This window comes from Methylocella sp. CPCC 101449, from assembly GCF_031921685.1.
Lineage (GTDB): Bacteria > Pseudomonadota > Alphaproteobacteria > Rhizobiales > Beijerinckiaceae > Terripilifer.
The window spans coordinates 154,177-173,811 of record NZ_JAPDHU010000002.1 but is presented as its reverse complement, the minus strand read 5'-3'; the positions used below and the strand labels follow the sequence as shown (position 1 = coordinate 173,811).

General features: G+C 62.7%; 15 protein-coding genes. 9 read left to right on the top strand and 6 right to left on the bottom strand.

Going from position 1 to position 19,635, the window contains the following annotated elements; genetic code table 11:
* Positions 1-3 precede the first annotated feature (3 nt).
* From OIM99_RS11430 to OIM99_RS11415, 4 genes are all read left to right on the top strand, one after another.
* Positions 4-933: a hydroxymethylglutaryl-CoA lyase gene (locus tag OIM99_RS11430; protein WP_311850536.1), complete on the top strand. Its 930-nt coding sequence runs from the start codon at positions 4-6 to the stop codon at positions 931-933.
* Positions 926-2,161, top strand: coding sequence for a CaiB/BaiF CoA-transferase family protein (locus OIM99_RS11425; RefSeq protein WP_311850535.1), 1,236 nt, complete (start codon positions 926-928; stop codon positions 2,159-2,161). Before OIM99_RS11430 ends, OIM99_RS11425 begins: the two co-directional genes overlap by 8 nt.
* A 155-nt stretch (positions 2,162-2,316) precedes the next feature.
* Positions 2,317-2,655: a YegP family protein gene (locus OIM99_RS11420; protein WP_311850534.1), complete on the top strand. Its 339-nt coding sequence runs from the start codon at positions 2,317-2,319 to the stop codon at positions 2,653-2,655.
* A 271-nt stretch (positions 2,656-2,926) separates the two neighbouring features.
* On the top strand, positions 2,927-4,903 hold the full coding sequence (locus tag OIM99_RS11415; RefSeq protein WP_311850533.1) for an oleate hydratase: 1,977 nt from the start codon (positions 2,927-2,929) through the stop codon (positions 4,901-4,903).
* Here OIM99_RS11415 and chrA read toward each other — a convergent pair.
* Positions 4,900-6,132 (bottom strand): chromate efflux transporter, encoded by a 1,233-nt coding sequence (gene chrA / locus OIM99_RS11410; RefSeq protein WP_311850532.1) that lies wholly within the window; start codon positions 6,130-6,132, stop codon positions 4,900-4,902. The genes OIM99_RS11415 and chrA overlap by 4 nt on opposite strands.
* A gap of 252 nt (positions 6,133-6,384) precedes the next feature.
* Here chrA and OIM99_RS11405 point away from each other — a divergent pair, with 252 nt between their 5' ends.
* Entirely contained in the window at positions 6,385-8,169 is a 1,785-nt protein-coding gene (locus tag OIM99_RS11405) for an SLC13 family permease (protein ID WP_311850531.1), read from the top strand.
* Between the two features lie 184 nt (positions 8,170-8,353).
* Positions 8,354-9,058 carry a transcriptional repressor LexA gene (gene lexA / locus OIM99_RS11400; protein ID WP_311850530.1) on the top strand — a complete coding sequence of 235 codons (705 nt, stop codon included), beginning with the start codon at positions 8,354-8,356 and terminating at the stop codon, positions 9,056-9,058.
* A 9-nt stretch (positions 9,059-9,067) separates the two neighbouring features.
* On the opposite strand, the gene OIM99_RS11395 is transcribed toward lexA, so the two are convergent.
* Entirely contained in the window at positions 9,068-11,293 is a 2,226-nt protein-coding gene (locus OIM99_RS11395; protein ID WP_311850529.1) for a ComEC/Rec2 family competence protein, read from the bottom strand.
* A 157-nt stretch (positions 11,294-11,450) separates the two neighbouring features.
* Here OIM99_RS11395 and gltX point away from each other — a divergent pair, with 157 nt between their 5' ends.
* The 3 genes from gltX to OIM99_RS11380 all read left to right on the top strand — a co-directional run bounded on the left by gltX (position 11,451) and on the right by OIM99_RS11380 (position 15,961).
* Positions 11,451-12,899: a glutamate--tRNA ligase gene (gene gltX / locus OIM99_RS11390; protein ID WP_311850528.1), complete on the top strand. Its 1,449-nt coding sequence runs from the start codon at positions 11,451-11,453 to the stop codon at positions 12,897-12,899.
* A 385-nt stretch (positions 12,900-13,284) separates the two neighbouring features.
* Positions 13,285-14,571: a citrate synthase gene (gene gltA / locus OIM99_RS11385; protein ID WP_311850527.1), complete on the top strand. Its 1,287-nt coding sequence runs from the start codon at positions 13,285-13,287 to the stop codon at positions 14,569-14,571.
* 106 nt (positions 14,572-14,677) lie between these two features.
* Positions 14,678-15,961, top strand: coding sequence for an MmgE/PrpD family protein (locus OIM99_RS11380; RefSeq protein WP_311850526.1), 1,284 nt, complete (start codon positions 14,678-14,680; stop codon positions 15,959-15,961).
* On the opposite strand, the gene lpxB is transcribed toward OIM99_RS11380, so the two are convergent.
* From lpxB to lpxD, 4 genes are all read right to left on the bottom strand, one after another.
* Entirely contained in the window at positions 15,958-17,124 is a 1,167-nt protein-coding gene (gene lpxB, locus OIM99_RS11375; protein ID WP_311850525.1) for a lipid-A-disaccharide synthase, read from the bottom strand. The genes OIM99_RS11380 and lpxB overlap by 4 nt on opposite strands.
* A gap of 4 nt (positions 17,125-17,128) precedes the next feature.
* Positions 17,129-17,932: an acyl-ACP--UDP-N-acetylglucosamine O-acyltransferase gene (lpxA, locus tag OIM99_RS11370; protein WP_311850524.1), complete on the bottom strand. Its 804-nt coding sequence runs from the start codon at positions 17,930-17,932 to the stop codon at positions 17,129-17,131.
* Complete coding sequence (gene fabZ, locus OIM99_RS11365) at positions 17,929-18,408, bottom strand: 3-hydroxyacyl-ACP dehydratase FabZ (protein ID WP_311850523.1); 480 nt, start codon at positions 18,406-18,408, stop codon at positions 17,929-17,931. Before fabZ ends, lpxA begins: the two co-directional genes overlap by 4 nt.
* 85 nt (positions 18,409-18,493) lie before the next feature.
* Entirely contained in the window at positions 18,494-19,561 is a 1,068-nt protein-coding gene (gene lpxD / locus OIM99_RS11360; protein ID WP_311850522.1) for a UDP-3-O-(3-hydroxymyristoyl)glucosamine N-acyltransferase, read from the bottom strand.
* Between the last annotated feature and the right edge of the window lie 74 nt (positions 19,562-19,635).

Here is a 19,635-nt window from a genome sequence, read left to right as displayed (position 1 = left end):
CCAATGTCCCACACCGACGTCATCATCAGCGAATGCGGCCCACGCGACGGGCTACAAAGCATTTCGCAGGTGATGGCGACGGCCGACAAATTGCGCTGGATCGACGCGCTCTATGCGGCCGGTCTGCGCGAGATCGAGGTCACCTCCTTCGTGCCGGCCAAACTGCTGCCGCAGATGGCCGACGCGGCGGAGGTGGTTCGCCACGCCCGCACCCTGCCCGGCCTGAAAGTGCTGGGCTTGGTGCCCAATCTGCGCGGCGCGGAAGCCGCCATTGCCGCCGGCGTTCACGTTCTCACCATTCCGGTTTCTGCCAGCGAAGCGCATTCGCTCGCCAATGTGCGCAAGACCCCCGCCGAAATGGTCGAGGAGGTGAAACGCATCGTCGCGCTGCGCGATGCGCAGGCGCCGGAGATCGGGATCGAAGCCAATATTTCGACTGCCTTCGGCTGCACCCTGCAAGGCGTGGTACCGGAAGACGACGTGATCCGGCTCGCCAGCCAATTGACGGAAGCCGGCGCCAACGAGACGGGTCTGTCCGATACGGTCGGCTATGCCAATCCGGCACAGGTGACGCGGCTGTTTACCCGCGCCTTCGCCGAGATCGGCAGCAAGACCGGCGCAGCCCATATGCACAACACCCGGGGTCTTGGCATCGCCAATTGCCTGGCCGCCTATGAAGCGGGCGTGCGCACCTTCGACAGTTCGCTGTGCGGCCTCGGCGGCTGCCCCTATGCGCCGGGCGCCTCGGGCAATGTGGTGACGGAGGATCTGGTCTTCATGTTCGAGGCCATGGGGCTTTCCACCGGCATCGATCTCGCCAGACTGATCGCGGCGCGCGAGGCGGTCATCGCCGGCCTGCCCGGCGTCGAAGTCTATGGCATGACGGCGGAAGCCGGTCTGCCGAAAGGGTTTGAACAGGCGCATCATGGCTGAGGCTGAGGCTTCGCGCCCTTTGCCCCTGGCTGGCGTCCGCGTCGTCGAATTCACCCATATGGTCATGGGCCCGACCTGCGGCTTGATCCTTGCCGATCTCGGCGCTGAAGTGATCAAGATCGAACCTGTCACGGGCGATAACACGCGCAAGCTCATCGGCTCCGGTGCAGGATTCTTTCCGACATTCAATCGCAACAAGCAGAGCCTCGCCATCGATACGAAGGACCCCCTTGGGCGCGAGATCGTGTTGAAGCTGGTGGCGGCGGCCGACGTGTTCAGCGAGAATTTCAAGGCCGGCGCCATGGCCCGGCTTGGCTTCGATGCCGAAACCCTGCGCAAGCTCAATCCACGTCTGATCTACGTCTCGCACAAAGGTTTTCTGCCCGGCCCCTACGAACAGCGCACGGCGCTCGACGAAGTGGTGCAGATGATGGGCGGCCTCGCTTATATGACCGGGCCGGAAGGACGGCCATTGCGCGCCGGCACCAGCGTCAACGACATCATGGGCGGCATGTTCGGCGCCATCGGGGCGCTGGCCGCCCTGCTGCAACGTGACCGTGCCGGCACGGGGACCGGCCAAGGCGCCGAGGTGCAAAGCGCGCTTTTTGAGAACAACGTCTTCCTCGTCGCGCAGCACATGATGCAATATGCGGTGACGGGCCAGAAGCCGGCGCCTATGCCAAGCCGCATTTCCGCCTGGGCCGTCTATGACGTCTTCACGGTCGCCGGCGACGAACAGATTTTCCTCGCCGTCGTCTCCGACACGCAATGGGCGCTGTTCTGCAAGGCCTTCGACTACGACGATCTCATCGCCGACGCGCGGCTGAGTAGCAACAATGCGCGGGTGCGTGCTCGCGACTGGATGATGCCGCTGTTGCGCGAACGCTTGGCCCTGCTCGATGCCGGCATCATCGCCCAGACGTTCGAGGCGAACGGCCTGCCCTATGCGCCGATCACCAAACCGCAGGATCTGTTCGACGACGATCATCTGACGGCAACCGGCGGGCTCGCCCCCGTCACCATCTCCGCCGATTGCAGCGGCGCCGAACGGGCTGTGGCGACCCAGACGCCGCTACTGCCGCTCACCTTCGACGGCGACCGGCTGCCGCTGCGCAGCCCGCCGCCGGCACTCGGACAGGATAACGCCCGCATTCTCGGCGAACTTGGCTACAGCGCCACCGAAATCGCCAGCCTGGAAAGCAAGGGAATCATTCGCGGAACCGGCTGACGGCTCGGTTTCGGCCTTGCAATAGCGTTTTGCAGTTTGACCTAGTCAAACGCCACAAAGACGCGTCAAACCAAGACTCTAACCAAAATTGCGTTTCTATCGAAACGCAATTTGCTTTAGGCTCCGCCCGTCTCGTTTCCCATGAGGAGGACGTTATGGCCGGCAAGTTCGTGCTGAAAAAATCTTCCAACGACAAATTTTATTTTGGTCTTTTAGCCGGTAACGGCGAAAACATTCTGAAAAGCGAAATGTACGAAGCTCATGCTTCAGCCATCAAGGGCATCGAATCCGTCAAGGCCAATGCGGCCAAGGACGAACGCTATGAACGCAAGACCGCCAAGAACGGTCAGGAGATGTTCAACCTGAAAGCCGCCAACGGCCAGATCGTCGGCACCAGCGAAACCTATTCCTCGGCCTCGGCGCGCGATAACGGCATCGAGTCGGTGAAGAAGAATGCGCCGGATGCGGCGATCGACGATCAGACCAAATCATAACGACAGACCGCGCCGTTTTCGCATGACAGCGGCGCGGTTTTTTCCATGCAAAGTCATTTCACCGCCGTCGCCCGGTAAGTGGCAACGTTATGCGCCATAGGCGCTAACCATAAATGCCATCGCGACGGCCTTTCGACCTACACGTCATTTTGAGACAGGCCGAAAGGCGCTCTTGACGTGTCCCTTCAAACTATCAAGCTTAAGGATGTACGGCACGTCATTGCGTGACGTGATCAAGTTGAGTTTTCAATTCGACACGGAGAGGATCGTCATGACCAACGGGACTCCGACCATCCGCGCCAACGGCAAGCCCTTTAAAGTCGAGGCCGATACCACAGCCGCCTATTGGCATAACAGCGCCGACAATACCCTGCCGCCGCCCGACATGATGGGCGCCTATATGCGCAACCGGCCCGTTCCCTCCGGAGCGGTTGAAGGGCGCAAGGCCTGGATCATCGGCAGCGGCATCGCTGGCCTTGCCGCTGCCTTCTACCTGATCCGCGATGGCGGTCTGGCGGGCAAGGACATCACCATCCTCGACACGGTGCACATCGAGGGCGGTTCACTCGATGGCGCGGGCAATCCCGAGGATGGTTACATCATCCGCGGCGGCCGTGAGATGAATTGGAACTATGACAATCTGTGGGACATGTTTCAGGACGTGCAGGCGCTCGAAATGCCTGAAGGATTCAGCGTTCTGGACGAATATCGACTGGTCAACGACAACGATTCAAATTTCTCCAAAGCGCGGCTCATGCACAAGCGTGGTCAGATCCGCGATTTCTCGACCCTCGGTCTGTCCAAGCCGCAGCAATGGGAACTCATCCGTCTTTTGCTGAAGCGCAAGGAAGACCTCGACGACATCACCATCGAGCAATATTTCAGCCCAGGCTTCCTCGAAACCAATTTCTGGTATCTGTGGCGTTCGATGTTCGCTTTCGAGAATTGGCAGAGCCTTCTCGAAATGAAGCTCTACATGCACCGTTTCCTCGATGCCCTCGACGGACTGACGGATATGTCGGCGCTGATCTTCCCCAAATATAACCAGTACGACAGTTTCGTCCGTCCCCTCGTAGAGCACCTGCGCCAACAAGGCGTGAAGGTGCAATTTGACACGCGCGCCTATGACCTCGACATGACCGTGGAAGGCGAGACACGTCGTGTAACCGCGATCAAGGCCAAAGTGGGCGGCACCGATACGACGATCGCGGTCGGCCCGAAAGATGTCGTCTTCGCGTTGACTGGCTCCATGACCGAAGGCACCGCTTACGGCGACATGGATCATGCGCCCATCCTCGAACGGGGCAAGAATGATCCAGGCGATGCCAGTGACTGGGCGCTCTGGAAGAACCTTGCCAAGAAGTCGCCTGTCTTCGGCAAGCCGGAAAAATTCTATGGCGATGTCGATCGCTCGATGTGGGAGTCGGTGACCTTAACCTGCAAGCCCTCTCCCTTCGTCGATAAGCTGAAAGAGCTTTCGGTCAACGATCCTTATTCAGGCAAGACGGTGACGGGCGGCATCATCACCTTCACCGATTCCAATTGGGTGATGAGCTTTACATGTAACCGCCAACCCCATTTCCCAACCCAGCCCAAGGACGTTCTGGTAATCTGGGTCTATGCCCTGCTGATGGACAAGGAAGGCAACTACGTCAAAAAGCCGATGCCGGCCTGCACCGGGCGCGAGATCATCGCCGAGCTTTGTTATCATCTGGGCATCGAGAGCAAGCTCGACGAAGTCGTCGCGAACACCAAGGCCCGCCTCGCGCTCATGCCCTACATCACCTCGATGTTCATGCCGCGCGCCGCGGGGGATCGCCCGCATGTGGTGCCTGCGGGCTGCACCAATCTTGGCTTGATGGGTCAGTTCGTCGAAACCTCGAACGACATCATTTTCACGATGGACAGTTCGATCCGCACGGCCCGCGTCGGTGTCTATACGCTTTTGAACCTGAACAAGCAGGTGCCTGACATCAGCCCGACGCAGTATGACATCCGCTCCATCCTTAAAGCCGCGCGAGCCCTGAACAATGGCGAGCCCTTTCCCGGCGAGCGCCTGCTCCATCGACTCTTGGACAAAACCTATTACGCGCACATCCTGCCGCCGTTACCGGAACCGGATTCCTCAAAGCGCGAAGCGATCGAGAGCGAGCTGGCGGGACTTCTCGGAAAGGGCAGCCAGGCCCTTGGCACAGTTTCGAGTTGGCTCGAACAGGTTCGACAAAACCTGACCAGCCGCAAAAATTAAAATTGCAGGAGGGCGCCGGCGAGGCCAAGCAGAACGACGACAATCCACGGTGGCGCTTTCCACACCGTCAGCAAAAGGAAACCGGCCAGCGCCACCGTAAAGTCGCGCGGTGTCAGCACCGCGCTTGTCCATACCGGGCTATAAAGCGCGGCACCCAAAATGCCGACGACGGCGGCATTGGTGCCCCGCATGGCCGCCTGCGCCGTGGGGCGAAGCCGCAACGCATCCCAAAACGGCAAGGTGCCGTAAACGAGCAGAAGCCCCGGCAGGAAGACGGCGACGAGTGCGATGATGGCGCCTGGTAACCCATTTGGTGCCGGCCCGACGGCCGCGCCGAGATAAGCAGCGAAAGTGAAAAGCGGCCCGGGAACCGCCTGCGCCAAACCATAGCCGGCAAGGAAAGTTTCGTTGCCGAGCCAGCCGGGTGTCACCACCTCGGCCTGCAGCAAAGGCAGCACCACATGGCCGCCGCCGAACACGAGCGCGCCGGAGCGGTAAAAGGCATCGAACAGCGCGATGGCCTGCTGGCCAGTCGTGGCGACCATCAGCGGCGGCAACACCAAGAAAGCAGCAAACAGCACGAGCGCAATCGCCCCAGCCGTCTTCGAAACGGGAAAATGCAAATGTCCAGCGGCGATGGGATCGGTGCCGGTGCCACGACACAGCCAGAGGCCGATCAGCGCACCGAACGCGATGGTGATGATCTGCCCAAAGGAGCCGCCGACAAAGGTTACGAGCGCGACCGCGATCAGGGCGATCGCCGCGCGCTCCTTGTCCGGCGTCAGGCTTTTCGCCATTCCCCAGATCGCCTGCGCGACGACGGCGACGGCCACCAGTTTCAATCCGTGCAGAATGCCTTCGGCCACGGGGCCTGTGAAAGACGCGGCACCAAGCGCGAAGGCGAAGAGGAGGATGGCCGACGGCATGGTGAAAGCAAACCAAGCCGCCAGCCCGCCCAGCAGCCCATTGCCGCGCAGGACACCGAGAGAAAAACCAACCTGGCTCGACGCGGGCCCCGGCAGAAACTGGCAAAGCGCGACCAGATCGGCATAGGCGGCCTCATCGATCCAACGGCGGCGCACGACGATCTCGTCTCGGAAATAGCCCAAGTGAGCGATGGGGCCGCCGAACGACGTCAACCCAAGTTTCAGGAACGAAAAAAAAACCTCGCCGACCGAGCCCTGCGCCGCCAACGTCCCCTTCGTTGTCGAATCAACCCGGTCAGCCATCAAAAGAATCTCCGTTCGCCGTGGAGGCTATAAGCCCCGGCGGAACCTTCTGCATGGGGATTTTATTGCCACTGTGACACTTCTCGAAACGTCGGGATACGATTGCCGCACCGCTTCTTCATGATAAACCTTTTGCTTGATTCATTGTCAGAAAGGCGGGTCATTCGCCGCCCGTCCTCCGCCGATATTTGATGTGTTGAAATCAACGACCCGCGAACGCGGGCGACACCGTTGCTCCCGGAGTTTTTGCAGATGACGCAGCCTCAATGGTTATCGGTGGGTCTCATCATCGTAATGATGGGGGCGTTTCTGTGGGGCCGGCTGCGCTATGACGTGGTGGCACTGCTAGCCCTGCTGGCGGGCCTTGCTCTCGGCATTATTCCGCTGAAAGAGGCTTTCACGGGCTTCTCCGACGATATCGTCATCATCGTCGGCAGCGCTTTGATCTTGAGCGGCGCGGTCGCCCGCTCGCGTCTGATCGAGCGGGCCATGTCGGGGCTCTCCCCCGCACAGAGCTCGACGCAGGTGCAGGTCTTCGTGCTGGTGATCAGCGTCGCCGTCCTCTCCGCCTTCATCAAGAATATCGGCGCTCTGGCGATGATGCTGCCGATCGCCTATCAGCTCGCGCGCAAGGGCGGGAAATCCCCGTCTGTCTTCCTGATGCCGATGGCCTTCGGCTCGCTGCTCGGCGGCATCGTCACTTTGGTGGGCACGTCGCCGAACGTGATCGTCTCGCGCGTTCGCGGCGAATTGACAGGCACGCCGTTCAGCATGTTCGACTTCACGCCCGTCGGCATCGTCATCGCCGTTGCCGGCTGTGCCTTCCTGGCCGTGGGCTATCGTCTGCTGCCGCGCGATCGCCGTGGCGCCACCTCCCTAGAAGCAGCCCTCGATATCGAGGATTATGTCACCGAGGCTCGCGTCGCGGATGGCTCCAAACTGAAAGACAAGACCGTCGCCGATCTGCGCAATCTCGGCGGCGGCGAAGTGGAAATCGTCACGATCCTGCGCGCCAAACGCCAGATCGCCGCGCCTCTGCCCGATGCCCGGTTGAAGGTCGACGACATCCTGCTTCTGCGCGGCGAAGGCGACGCGCTCGAAAAGGTCGTCGCCGAAGGCGGGCTCGATCTGGTCGGCCGGGACCACAAGGAACGCGTGCCTGGCAATGGCGAAACGCCTGTTGAGCGGGTCAGCGAGGCGGTGATCGCGCCGGGCTCGCTGCTTATCGATCAGACGGCGGCGGAGCTTAATCTCTACACCCATCATGGCGTCAATCTGCTGGCCATCAGCCGCGCCGGCGAACGCCTGTCGGAACGGCTGCGTGACGTGCGGCTGCGCTCCGGCGACGTGGTGCTGGTCCAGGGCGGCGAAGACGTGCTGCCTGAGCGCATGGTGGAACTTGGACTGTTGCCGCTGGCCGATCGGCCCGTCGCGCTGGGCAGCACGCGCCGCGCCCTTGTGACGGGCGGCGTGCTGGCCCTCACCATCGCGGCGCTGGCGTTCAGCCTGGCGCCGGTGCCGGTCGTATTTTTCGCCGCGGCGGTTCTGCTCGTCGCATTCAAGGCCCTGCCGCTGCGCGAGGCCTATAGCAATGTCGATGCGCCGATCTTGCTGATGCTCGCGGCCCTCATCCCTGTCAGCGACTCCTTGCGCTCGACCGGCGCGACCGAGGTTTTCGCCACATGGCTGGCATCGGTCGGCAGCGGCCTTCCCGGCTGGGCCTCCCTTGGGCTCATCCTCGTTGCCGCCATGGCCGTGACGCCCTTCCTCAACAACGCGGCGACGGTTCTGGTGATGGCGCCGATCGGCGCTGGCTTCGCCACCCAACTGGGCTATAAGCCGGATGCCTTCCTGATGGCGGTGGCGATCGGTGCGGCTTGCGATTTCCTCACGCCCATCGGCCACCAGTGCAACACGCTGGTGATGGGTCCCGGCGGCTATAAATTTACCGACTATGCCCGCCTTGGTGCGCCGCTTTCCCTGCTGGTCATTGCGATCGGCGTGCCGGCAATCCTGATTTTCTGGCCGCTGCGCTGAGGCTTCCGGCCTTTCCGACCGCCCCTCTTGCGGAACACATCGCGAACGATTATCGTTTGTTCATGGTTTGTTTATCGATTCGCCACAGGGTGGTGCGCCCGATGAGGGGCGAATCGGCAGAGCGGCTTTCAAAGCGCCTTGGCTTGCGGCGTGAGCCCAGCGTGCGTGGGCGGAGAGGAACATTATGCTGACGAAGAAGCAGAGCGAACTCCTGCGCTTCATCAACGAACGGCTCAAGGAAGCCGGCGTACCCCCGTCCTTCGACGAGATGAAGGATGCGCTCGACTTGCGTTCGAAGTCGGGCATTCATCGCCTGATCATGGCGCTGGAGGAGCGTGGCTTCATCCGCCGCCTGCCCAATCGCGCCCGTGCGCTCGAAGTGCTGAAACTGCCGGAAGCCTCCGTGCCGGTCGGTCCGCGCGGCGGCCGCTTCTCCCCGGCTGTGATCGAAGGCAACCTCGGCAAGGTCCGGGCGCCCGTCACTCCCGTTTCCGATGATTTCGTGCCGCCGATTTCGATCCCCGTCATGGGCCGCATTGCTGCCGGTACGCCGATCTCGGCGATCCAGTCGCGCAGTCACACCATTTCCGTGCCGCCGGATTTTCTTTCCACGGGCGACCACTTCGCCCTGGAAGTGCGCGGCGACTCGATGATCGAGGCCGGCATTCTCGACACCGACACGGTGATCATCCGCAAGCAGGATACCGCCGATTCCGGCGACATCGTCGTGGCCTTGATCGACGACGAGGAAGCAACGTTGAAGCGGCTGCGCCGGCGCGGCGCCTCGATCGCGCTCGAAGCGGCCAATCCAGCCTATGAAACCCGGATTTTCGGCCCCGACCGGGTCCGTATCCAAGGGAAGCTGGTGAGCCTGATCCGCCGCTACTGAACGGCAGGCTCATTGCGGCTCGTCGGTCTCCTCCTGCGGAGATGAAGCCGCGACGGGCGGATCGTTCTGCGCGAGAATGCGGGGTGCCGGCGACCATGGCCGATCGAGCTGTGGGGCGCGGGCGCTGCGCAAGGATGCCTTACCATCGCCGGAAAAGCGAAATTCGCTGGCGCCATATTTCAACAGATGTTCGCCATCGACGATGAGCGATGGCCCCGTGCAGGTACCGTTGAGCCAAAAGCGTGTGACGACGATATCGGCACGCGGGCAGTCCTCGGCGACATTGCGAGGATCGAGGATGAGGACGATGACGCGACCGTCCCGCAATGTACCCGTGCAACCACCGACATCGCACAGACCATTGCCCTGCAAGGCCGCATCGCGCGCCGGACGCGCATCGGCATCGGCGGTCAGCCATTGCGACACGCCGAAGAAATTGCCGCGCGCATTCAGGACAGCGAGGCGGCCGTCGGCCACGCGATAAGCCAGGGTGCCGCCTTGTCTGTCGATCATCAGGTCTGGGCGCGCGCCTGTCAGCGCCAAAGCCACACCGGCCACGGCAAACGGCACGCCCAGCCAGCGCAGCGGTGTCTGCCATAAGGTGATCCACAACAGACCGAGCGTCATCAGCAGCAGAGCGCCGGCGCCAAAAGCCGGGATCATGCGCGTCGAGCCCGCCAGGCCCGCGACCCATTCGGCGACGACCATCATGCCGCTCACGCCCAGCCCCATGACCCACCAGCAGGGACCGTCGAGCCCAAAAGCCGAGGCGAGCAACCCCAGCGCCCCGAACGGCATGACGACAAATTCAACCAAGGGGATCGCCAAAACGTTGCCGATAAGCCCGTAGCTGGAAATCCTGTGGAAGTGAAAAGTCGCATAAGGATCGGTGGCGAGCGAGGCGATCAAGGTCGTCACGACAGCAGCCCACACCATGAATCCTGCGCGGTTCAACAGTCCCGGCGGTCCATCATGTTTCATGCCGAAGAAGCCGGCGGCGCCGCGCTTTTCAAACGCGGCGATCATTGCCGCCACCGCCGCAAAGGACATCTGGAAAGAGGGACCGAGCACGGTGACCGGCTCGCGCAGCATGACGACCAAAGCGGCGATGGCGAGATTGCGCATCGAGAACGCCGGCCGGCCAAACAGCACGGCACCCAGCATGATCAGCACCATGACCAGCGCCCGCTCCGTCGCCACTTCCGAGCCGGAGAAGACATCGTAGGCGACCGCGCCGATCATGGCGAAGGCCGCCGCCCATCGCTTGATCGGCTGGGTCAGCGCCATCGTCGGCGACAAGGCCAGCAGCGCACGCAAAATCCACAGCATCAGCCCCGCCGCTAGCACCATGTGCAGGCCGGAAATCGAGACGACGTGATAAATGCCCGCCGCCCGCAGCGCCTCGTTGGTGGCCTCCGGGATCAGCCCACGCTTGCCAGTGACGAGTGCTGCGGCAACGGCACCATTAGCGCCGCCGATGGCCGTGGCGATCCGCGCGGTCAGGGCATTGCGGCCACGATCGACCCACGCGTTGAAGCGCGCCACCCAAGGCACATCGAGCGCCGCCACCGTCAGCGGCCGCGACACCCCGTTGCCCACCGCGCCGATCCGCTGGAACCAGGCATCGCGGGCAAAATCATAGCCGCCCGGCTCCGAGGCCCGGGGCGGCGGCAGCAGCCGTGCGGTCAGGCCGATAGAAGCGCCGGAGGTAAAATCAGGCCGGCCACGCAGGATGATGCGCACCCGCTGCGGCCGCGCCGCCTCGGCCAGCCCTTCGGCGCTCGCCAGGCGCAACACCAGCCGTGCCGACCCCTCACGCAAATCCATGGTCTCGACGAAGCCTGTGACCTTGCCGCTCCAGGGCCGTTCGATGACCGGCGCCGCCACCCAGAGCGTGCGCAGCGCCGCGACCGAGAAACCGGCGAAGAGAAAGGCCAGAGCCACGGCGGCGCGATAGGCCGCGAGACGCTCGCGACACAGCGCCCACACCGCCAGGCCGATGCAAACCACGGTGGCGAAAAGCGGCGCCGGCAGCCAAGGTTCCCGCTCGGCAGCGAAATAGAGCACGACGCCGGCTCCGAAAGCCACGGCGGCCCACGGAAACAGCCGCCGCCCAGCCACTTCCTCGGCGAACCAGGCGGAGAGCCGTGTCGACAGCCAAGCTGGGCTCGACGCGATGCGCCCGGCGCGCGCGCCGGCCGTATCCGCAATGGCAATGGTGCCAGCCCTCGGCATCTCGTCTCAGCCCCTGTCCCCAATCCCTTTCCCCTGGACCATTGCACAGTTTAAACGCCCCGCCGTCTACCTCCCGCCGCAAGTTGTGTGATAGATGCCCGCATTTGGCGGCGGACGAGATGTCCCCGCGCCCGATCAGAAGCATACGAGTACAGCCATGTCCGATCCCGTCGTCACCCGGTTCGCCCCCTCCCCGACCGGCTTCCTCCACATCGGCGGAGCGCGCACGGCTTTGTTCAATTGGCTCTTTGCGCGCCATTTCGGCGGCAAGATGCTGCTGCGGATCGAAGATACGGATCGCGAACGTTCGACCGAGGCGGCCATCACGGCCATTATCGACGGCCTGTCCTGGCTTGGTCTTTCTTGGGACGGCGACGTGATCTATCAGTTCGCGCGCGCCAACCGCCACGCCGAGGTGGCGCACCAGCTCCTGCGCGAAGGCAAAGCCTACAAATGCTTCGCCACCCAGCAGGAGCTTGAGGAGATGCGCGAGAAGGCGCGCGCCGAGAAACGCCAGACCCGCTACGATGGGCGCTGGCGCGATCGTGCGGCTGGCGATGTCGCGGCCATGGAAGCGGCCGGCGTCAAGCCGGTGATCCGCCTCAAGGCGCCGACCGATGGCGACACGGTCATCGACGACAAGGTGCAAGGCCGAGTGGTCTTCCCCAACAAGGATCTCGACGATCTGGTGCTGCTGCGCTCCGACGGCACGCCGACCTATATGCTTGCCGTCGTCGTCGATGACCACGATGCGGGCATAACCCATGTGATCCGTGGCGACGATCACCTCACCAATGCGGCCCGGCAGGCACATATCTATCAGGCCATGGGATGGCAGACGCCGATCTTCGCGCACATCCCGCTGATCCACGGGCCGGACGGCGCCAAATTGTCGAAGCGCCATGGCGCGCTTGGCGTCGATGCCTATCGCGCCATGGGTTATCTGCCGGCGGCGCTGCGCAATTATCTCGTACGCCTCGGCTGGAGCCACGGCGACCAGGAGATTTTCTCGACCGACGAGATGATCCAGACATTCGACCTGCCGCAGATCGGTCGTTCGCCGGCGCGTTTCGACTACGCCAAGCTGGAAAATCTCAACGGCCACTATCTGCGCGCCATGCCCGATGCGGAATTGCTCGACACGCTGATCGCCACTCTGCCCTTCCTCAAGGACGGTCCGGCGCTGGCCGCGCGTCTCGACGCACCTTTGCGCGCGCGTCTGCTGGCCGCCATGCCCGGCTTGAAGGAGCGCGCCAAGACGCTCAACGATCTGATCGACGGCGGTGGTTTCCTGTTCGCGCAGCGCCCGCTTGCGACCGACGAGAAAGCGACCGTCGCACTGGAGAATGGCGGACGCGCACATCTCGCCGCGCTCACACCGCGCCTCGCGCAGGTGAGCGAATGGACGGCACAGGCGACGGAAGCGATCGTGCGCGCCTATGCGGAAGAAACCGGCGCCAAGCTCGGTCAGATTGCACAACCGTTGCGCGCAGCGCTCACCGGGCGGCTGACGTCACCTGGCATTTTCGACGTTCTGGTGGTGCTGGGACGCGAGGAAGCCCTCGGCCGCCTCGATGATCAGGCACGCCTGGCGGCGCTCAACTAGAGCAAACTGCGCTTCGACCGAAACGCAATTTTGCCCAGGACCTTGGTTCTGACGCGTCTTTCCAGCGTTTGACCAAAGTCAAATCGCGAAACGCTATATGGCGCGATCGCCTCAAAATAAGGCAACGCTTTGCACCCGCTAAACCGTCCGGTGCAAAGCGGGCCATTCACATTGGCGATAACAGCCATTCGGTGGCCTAGGTCGAGCCGTTTAAAACTGTAACATATCGCTGCTTTTATTGAATTTTCTGACCACGCCGCGCCATCTTTTGGTCAGACTTGAATGCTGCCCGCCGATGCGTTAGCACACGCCCGGTTGTGGAAAACCTTCCCTCACGCTGGCGCCCTATTCCGGGCCTCCGGCACACATCATGAAGGCCGTAAATATGAGCAAGACCGCGACGATCACAATCGGCAATAATACCTATGATATGCCCATGCGCGGCGGCACTGAGGGACCGGAAGTCGTCGACATCGCCAAGCTCTACGGACAGGCTAACGTCTTCACCTACGATCCGGGTTTCATGTCGACCGCGAGCTGCGAGTCGAAGATCACCTATATCGATGGCGACGCCGGCATTCTGCGGTATCGCGGCTATCCGATCGAACAGCTTGCCGAACATGGCGACTTCCTCGAAACCTGCTACCTGCTGCTGTACGGGGAACTGCCGACCGCAGCGCAGAAATCCGATTTCGACTATCGCGTGACCCGTCACACGATGGTGCATGAGCAGATGTCGCGCTTCTTCTCCGGCTTCCGCCGCGACGCGCATCCGATGGCCGTCATGGTCGGCACGGTGGGTGCCATGGCCGCGTTCTATCCGGACTCCGCCGATATCACCGATCCGCATCAGCGCATGATCGCTTCGATGCGTCTGGTCGCCAAGATCCCGACGATCGCGGCGATGGCCTATAAATATTCGATCGGCCAGCCGTTCGTGTTCCCGAAGAACGACCTCGATTACACGTCGAACTTCCTGCACATGTGCTACGCCGTTCCCTGCGAAGACTATAAGGTCAACCCGATCATCGCGCGCGCGCTCGACCGTATCTTCATCCTGCATGCGGACCATGAGCAGAACGCTTCGACTTCGACAGTGCGCCTCGCCGGCTCTTCCGGCGCCAATCCGTTCGCCTGTATCGCCGCCGGCATCGCCTGCCTGTGGGGTCCCGCGCATGGTGGCGCCAACGAAGCGGCGCTCGCCATGCTCGCCGAAATCGGCACGGTCGATAAGATCCCCGAATTCGTCCAGCGCGTGAAAGACAAGAAGGACCACACCCGCCTGATGGGCTTCGGTCATCGCGTCTACAAGAACTACGATCCGCGCGCCAAGATCATGCAGAAGACCTGCCATGAAGTGCTGCGCGAACTCGGCATCAAGGACGATCCGCTGCTCGACGTCGCCATGGAACTTGAGCGCATCGCGCTCAGCGACGAATATTTCATCGAGCGCAAGCTCTATCCGAACGTCGACTTCTATTCGGGCATTACCCTGAAGGCGATGGGCTTCCCGGTGTCGATGTTCACCGTGCTCTTCGCTGTCGCCCGCACCGTGGGCTGGGTCGCCCAGTGGAAGGAAATGATCGAGGATCCGAGCTCCAAGATCGGCCGTCCGCGCCAGCTCTATACCGGCGCCGCCAAGCGCGACTACACGCCGATCGGCAAGCGTTGATCGCTTATCCATCGCAACGGATCAGGGCCGCCCGCAAGGCGGCCCTTTTCTTTTGCGCCTGATACGGCGATGGTGCTGGCAACGAGAGGAAACGTACGAGGACACCATGCCGACGGATGATGCTGGGCATCTGATCGATTTCGCCCTGCACTTCGCCCTGCAACAGGCCAGCGATACCGCGCGCGAGCGTGCCCGTCTGCTCGTCCTCGACACCTGCGGCGCAATGCTTGCGGCCATGCCGCATGCCATCGGCAAGATCGCATACGCCCAAGCGTTGCGCACGCAAGCCCTCAACGAAGCGAGCCTCGCCGGCAGCGATATACGCGTCGGCATGCTGGAAGCCGCTCAGGCCAATGGCATTCTCGCCAATGCGGTGGATTTCGACGAAGGCAGCCATGTGGCAACGGTGGCTTTGCCCGCGGCCCTCGCCATGGCTGAGAAAATGTCGCTCTCCGGCGGAGATTTTCTGGCGGCTTTCATGGTCGCCTTCGAAATCGCATCGCGCTTGCGCGAAGCGATCGCTCCGGCACTTGGTCAGCGCGGCCTCTGGCATATCGGTCATGTCGGGCCGCTGGCCGCAGCACTTTGCGGTGCGCGCCTGCTCAATCTCGACGCAGGCAGAGCCCGCATGGCGCTGAGTATCGCCACCGCGTCGAGCGGCGGCTATCGCCGCCATCTCGGCACGATGACGAAGGCGCTTCATTCCGGCCATGCAGCACGCGCCGGTCTCGAAGCGGCGCTCCTGGCGCGTGACGGCTTTACCGCCGATGCCGATATGTTCGATACCAACGATGGCTGGCTGGCATCGCTCACGACGCCGCAGGAGCCCGCGCGCGCGGCGCTGCGCGATCTTATGAAACGCCCGCTCTTTCTCGACCAACCAACGAAGATCAAAGTCATGCCGGTATGCACACCGATCGCGCCGGCGCTCGATGCTCTCATGACCTGTCTGCGCCGGAATAATATCGCTGTCTCGGACATCGCGCGCCTGTCCGCCGACTTGAAGCGCGGCTCGCTCGTTCGTGATCGACCTGGTGATCTTGACGCAGCGCCTTTCTCGGGCCGCTTTCTGATCGCGCTCGCTGTCACTCGTGGCGTCACGCTACACACGATCAGCGAAGAAGCGCTGGTCGATCCAACGATCACCGATCTCATGGAGCGTATTGATGATGCACCCGGTGCGACATCAGCCCGCCTCACGCTGACAAATGGGCAAGAGCTGGAAGAACCGCTCGACCCGGTCCGCCGCCTCACGACGCGTGACGAAATCACCGCGAAATTCCGCGTCTGCGCCGGCGCTGTCTGGACAGAACCGCGTATCACGGCGTTCATCGACAAAGTGCTGGCGGTGGACACGCTGGCCGACATCAACCAGCTCTTCGCGTCCTAAGCGCGTTTGCTCACGACATCGAGAATGGTCTGTGCCGCTGCTTCGCTCGGCCGCTGACGCCCCGGCAATTGCATGGCCACGGCCAGCCGTTCCAATCCATCCAATTGCCGCTGACGTGACGGACCGTCCTGCATAATGTCGGCCACGTCCATGGCGAGCGCTGACGCGGTCGCCGCGCTTTGGATAAGTTCCGGCATCAGGCGCTCACCGAGAATAATGTTCGGCAGCGCGATATGATCGGTGGTGACGAGCTGGCGCGCGATCACCTCTTCGATCTTCGAGACTTTATAGGCCACGACTGTCGGCACTTGCGCCAGCGCCAGCTCCAAAGTGACAGTGCCGGAGGCCGCCAGCGCCGCGCGCGCGCTGCGGAAGGCCGCGAATTTTTCCGCTTCGTCCATGACGATGCGCGGCACGATCGGCCAGTTCGCCACCCCTACCCGCACCATGGCCTCGACATGGGCCACCGTCGGCAAGACGATCTGCAGATCGGGCTTGTCCTGCACCAGCAGGCCAACGGTCTCGCCAAACAATTTCAGCAGATTGCCGATCTCCGATCTGCGCGATCCCGGCAGAACGACCAGCATGGGGGGTGGCGCGGCCCTGCGGCGCACATCGTCCGCGCTCGGCAACAGATCGTCCAGACGCTCGATCAGCGGATGGCCGACATAAGTACAGGCCGGACCGCCCAGGCGCTCATGCGCCTGCGGCTCAAACGGCAGCAATGCCAGCACGTGATCGACGTAGGCGCGCATGGCCGGAGCGCGGCCTGGCCGCCAGGCCCAGACGGTGGGGCTGACATAATCGATAATAGGCAAATGTGGCAGCGCCTTGCGCACGCGCCGCGCCACGCGATGGGTAAAGTCCGGGCTGTCGATGATGACGAGCACGTCCGGCCGCGCCGCGATGACCGCCTTCGCCGTTTCATCGATACGCCGCAGAAGCGTCGGCAGATGCGCGATCACGGGCAAAAAGCCCATCACCGCAATATCGGCCATCGGGAACAGGCTCGGCAGACCTGCCTTGCTCATGGCAAAGCCGCCGACACCCTGAAAGGTCGTGCCTGGGTTGAGGCGTGCGAGCGCGCGGATAAGCTCGGCGCCGAGCATGTCGCCGGACTGCTCGCCGGCGATCATGAACACATCGAGCGGCCGCGCCGCCAAAACTCTAAGCCTCGCCGTTGGTCGACAGGCGCGGCATGCAGATCGAGCGGTCGCCGCCGTCGCGAATGAAGTCGAGGATTTCGTGCACCTGCGGATGACTGGCGAATTCCGCCGCCACATCCTCAACCCGCTCTTTCAACGTGCCTTCGGCTGCGAACAGCAGGCGATAGGCGCGCCGCAGATCGTGGATTTCCTCGCGCGAGAAACCGCGACGCCGCAGGCCGACCAGATTGAGGCCAGCGAGATAAGCGCGATTGCCCATGGCCAGGCCATAAGGAATGAGATCGTTCTCGACGCCCGACAGACCGCCGACGAAAGCATGCGAGCCGATGCGCGAGAATTGAATGATCGCCGCGCCACCGCCGCAAATCACGAAATCGCCCATGCGCACGTGGCCGGCCAGCATGACGTTGTTCGACAGAACGATCGAATTGCCGAGCCGGCAATCATGGCCGACGTGCGAATTGGCGAGGAACGCGCATTTGTCGCCGATGACCGTTTCCATCCCGCCGCCCTTGGTGCCGGGATTCATCGTCACGCCTTCACGGATCAGGCAATCGCTGCCGATGGTCAGCGTCGATGGCTCGCCTTCATATTTGAGATCCTGCGGCTGATGGCCGATGGAGGCAAAGGGGAACAGGCGCGTGCGCGCGCCAATCTTGGTGCGACCATGCACGACCACATGGGAGACGAGTTCGACACCGTCGCCCAATTCGACATTCGGACCAACATGGCAGAAGGGGCCGACGCGCACGTCCGCGCCAAGCTTTGCGCCATCTTCAACGACAGCGCTCGGATGAATTTTCATTCGTCGTCGTCCTGCCCATCAGCAACCATCATGGCGCCGAGTTCGGCCTCGCAGACGACCTGACCATCGACCTTCGCTTCGCCGCGATACCACCACATATTGCGGCGGCGGTTGAGCTTCTTCATGTGGAATTCGACGCGATCGCCCGGCACGACCGGCTTGCGGAACTTCACTTTGTCGATCGTCATGAAATAGACGATGCGCGGGCGCTTCGACTTCGACGCCTGCACGCACAAGGCGCCCGCCGTCTGCGCCATGCCTTCGACCAGCAACACGCCAGGCATGATCGGCTTGCCGGGGAAATGGCCCTGGAATTGCGGCTCGTTGATCGTGACGTTCTTGATGCCTATGCAGGATTCATCGGCGTTGCAGTCGATGATGCGGTCAACCAGCAGAAATGGATAACGGTGCGGCAGAAAATCCAGCAACTTCTGGATATCAACTGTCGTTAGTTCGGTCATGACCGGCTGATCCATCTTTCCTTGTCCTGGCTGTTCGTTCACGTTGTCCGGACTTCTTTCGAATTTGGCTTTTTGAGTGATCTTCTAGGAGTTGTCTCTTTTAAGAGTTGTCCTGGCCAGCGCCCGCCCGTTCGCGCGACTGGGCCACGAGGCGGTCAAGCTCCAAGCGAGCGCGCCATGTCTCCCTGATCGGTCGTGCCGGCGAACCGCCCCACTTCTGCCCCGCTGGAACGTCGTTGGCAACGCCGGATTGCGCCGCGATCTGCGCGCCCATGCCTATTTTCAGATGGCCCGTGACGCCAGCCTGCCCGCCGAGCGCAACGAAGTCACCAAGCTCGGTGGAGCCGGAGATGCCCACCTGCGAAACGATGATGCAATGGCGGCCGACCACCACGTTATGAGCGATCTGCACCAGATTATCGATCTTGGTGCCCTCGCCGATGATCGTATCGCGGTTCGCCCCCCGATCGATCGTCGTGTTGGCGCCGATCTCGACGTCGTTTTGAACGATCACCCGGCCGATCTGCGGCACTTTCTGGTGGCCCCGCGGCCCCATGGCAAAGCCAAAGCCGTCCTGGCCGATCCGTACGCCGCCGTGCACCAGCACCCGATCTCCGATCAGCGCATAAAGGACGCTGGCGCCGGGGCCGATGGAACAATCCCGGCCGATGCAGACATCCGGCCCGACCACCGCATTGGCGGCGATATGGGTGCCGGCTCCGATCTGACAGCGTGGCCCCACCACGGCGCCAGGATCGACGGTGACGCCATTTTCGAGCCGAGCCTCGGCATGGACGTGGGCGGCCGGCGACACGCCTGTGCCGCCAAAGAGGGCCAATGGCCGGTTCGCGCTCGGATAAAGCTTGGAGACCACCGCGGCAAAGGCGCGATAGGGATCGGCCGTCACCAGGGCCACCGTGCCCGCCGGGACACCGGCGGCATATTTGGCGCCGATCAGGCAGGCGGCGGCGCGGGTGGCGGCGAGCTGGTCGGCATATTTGGGGTTGTCGAGAAAGACGAGCGCGCCAGGGCGGCCCTGGTCCAGCGGGGCCACGCTGGTGATGACGACCGAAAGGTCGCTGCCGTCAGCCGCCCGCGCCCCGGTCCATTCCACGATCTCGCCAAGCGTCGGCGCGGCGGCGCGGGGAAAAAACACTGGATCGCTCATTGAAAAACCCAAAATCCTCGAATCCGGCAGGCTGAGCCGCCAAATTCAAAACAGGCAGCGGCATCGCATGCCAC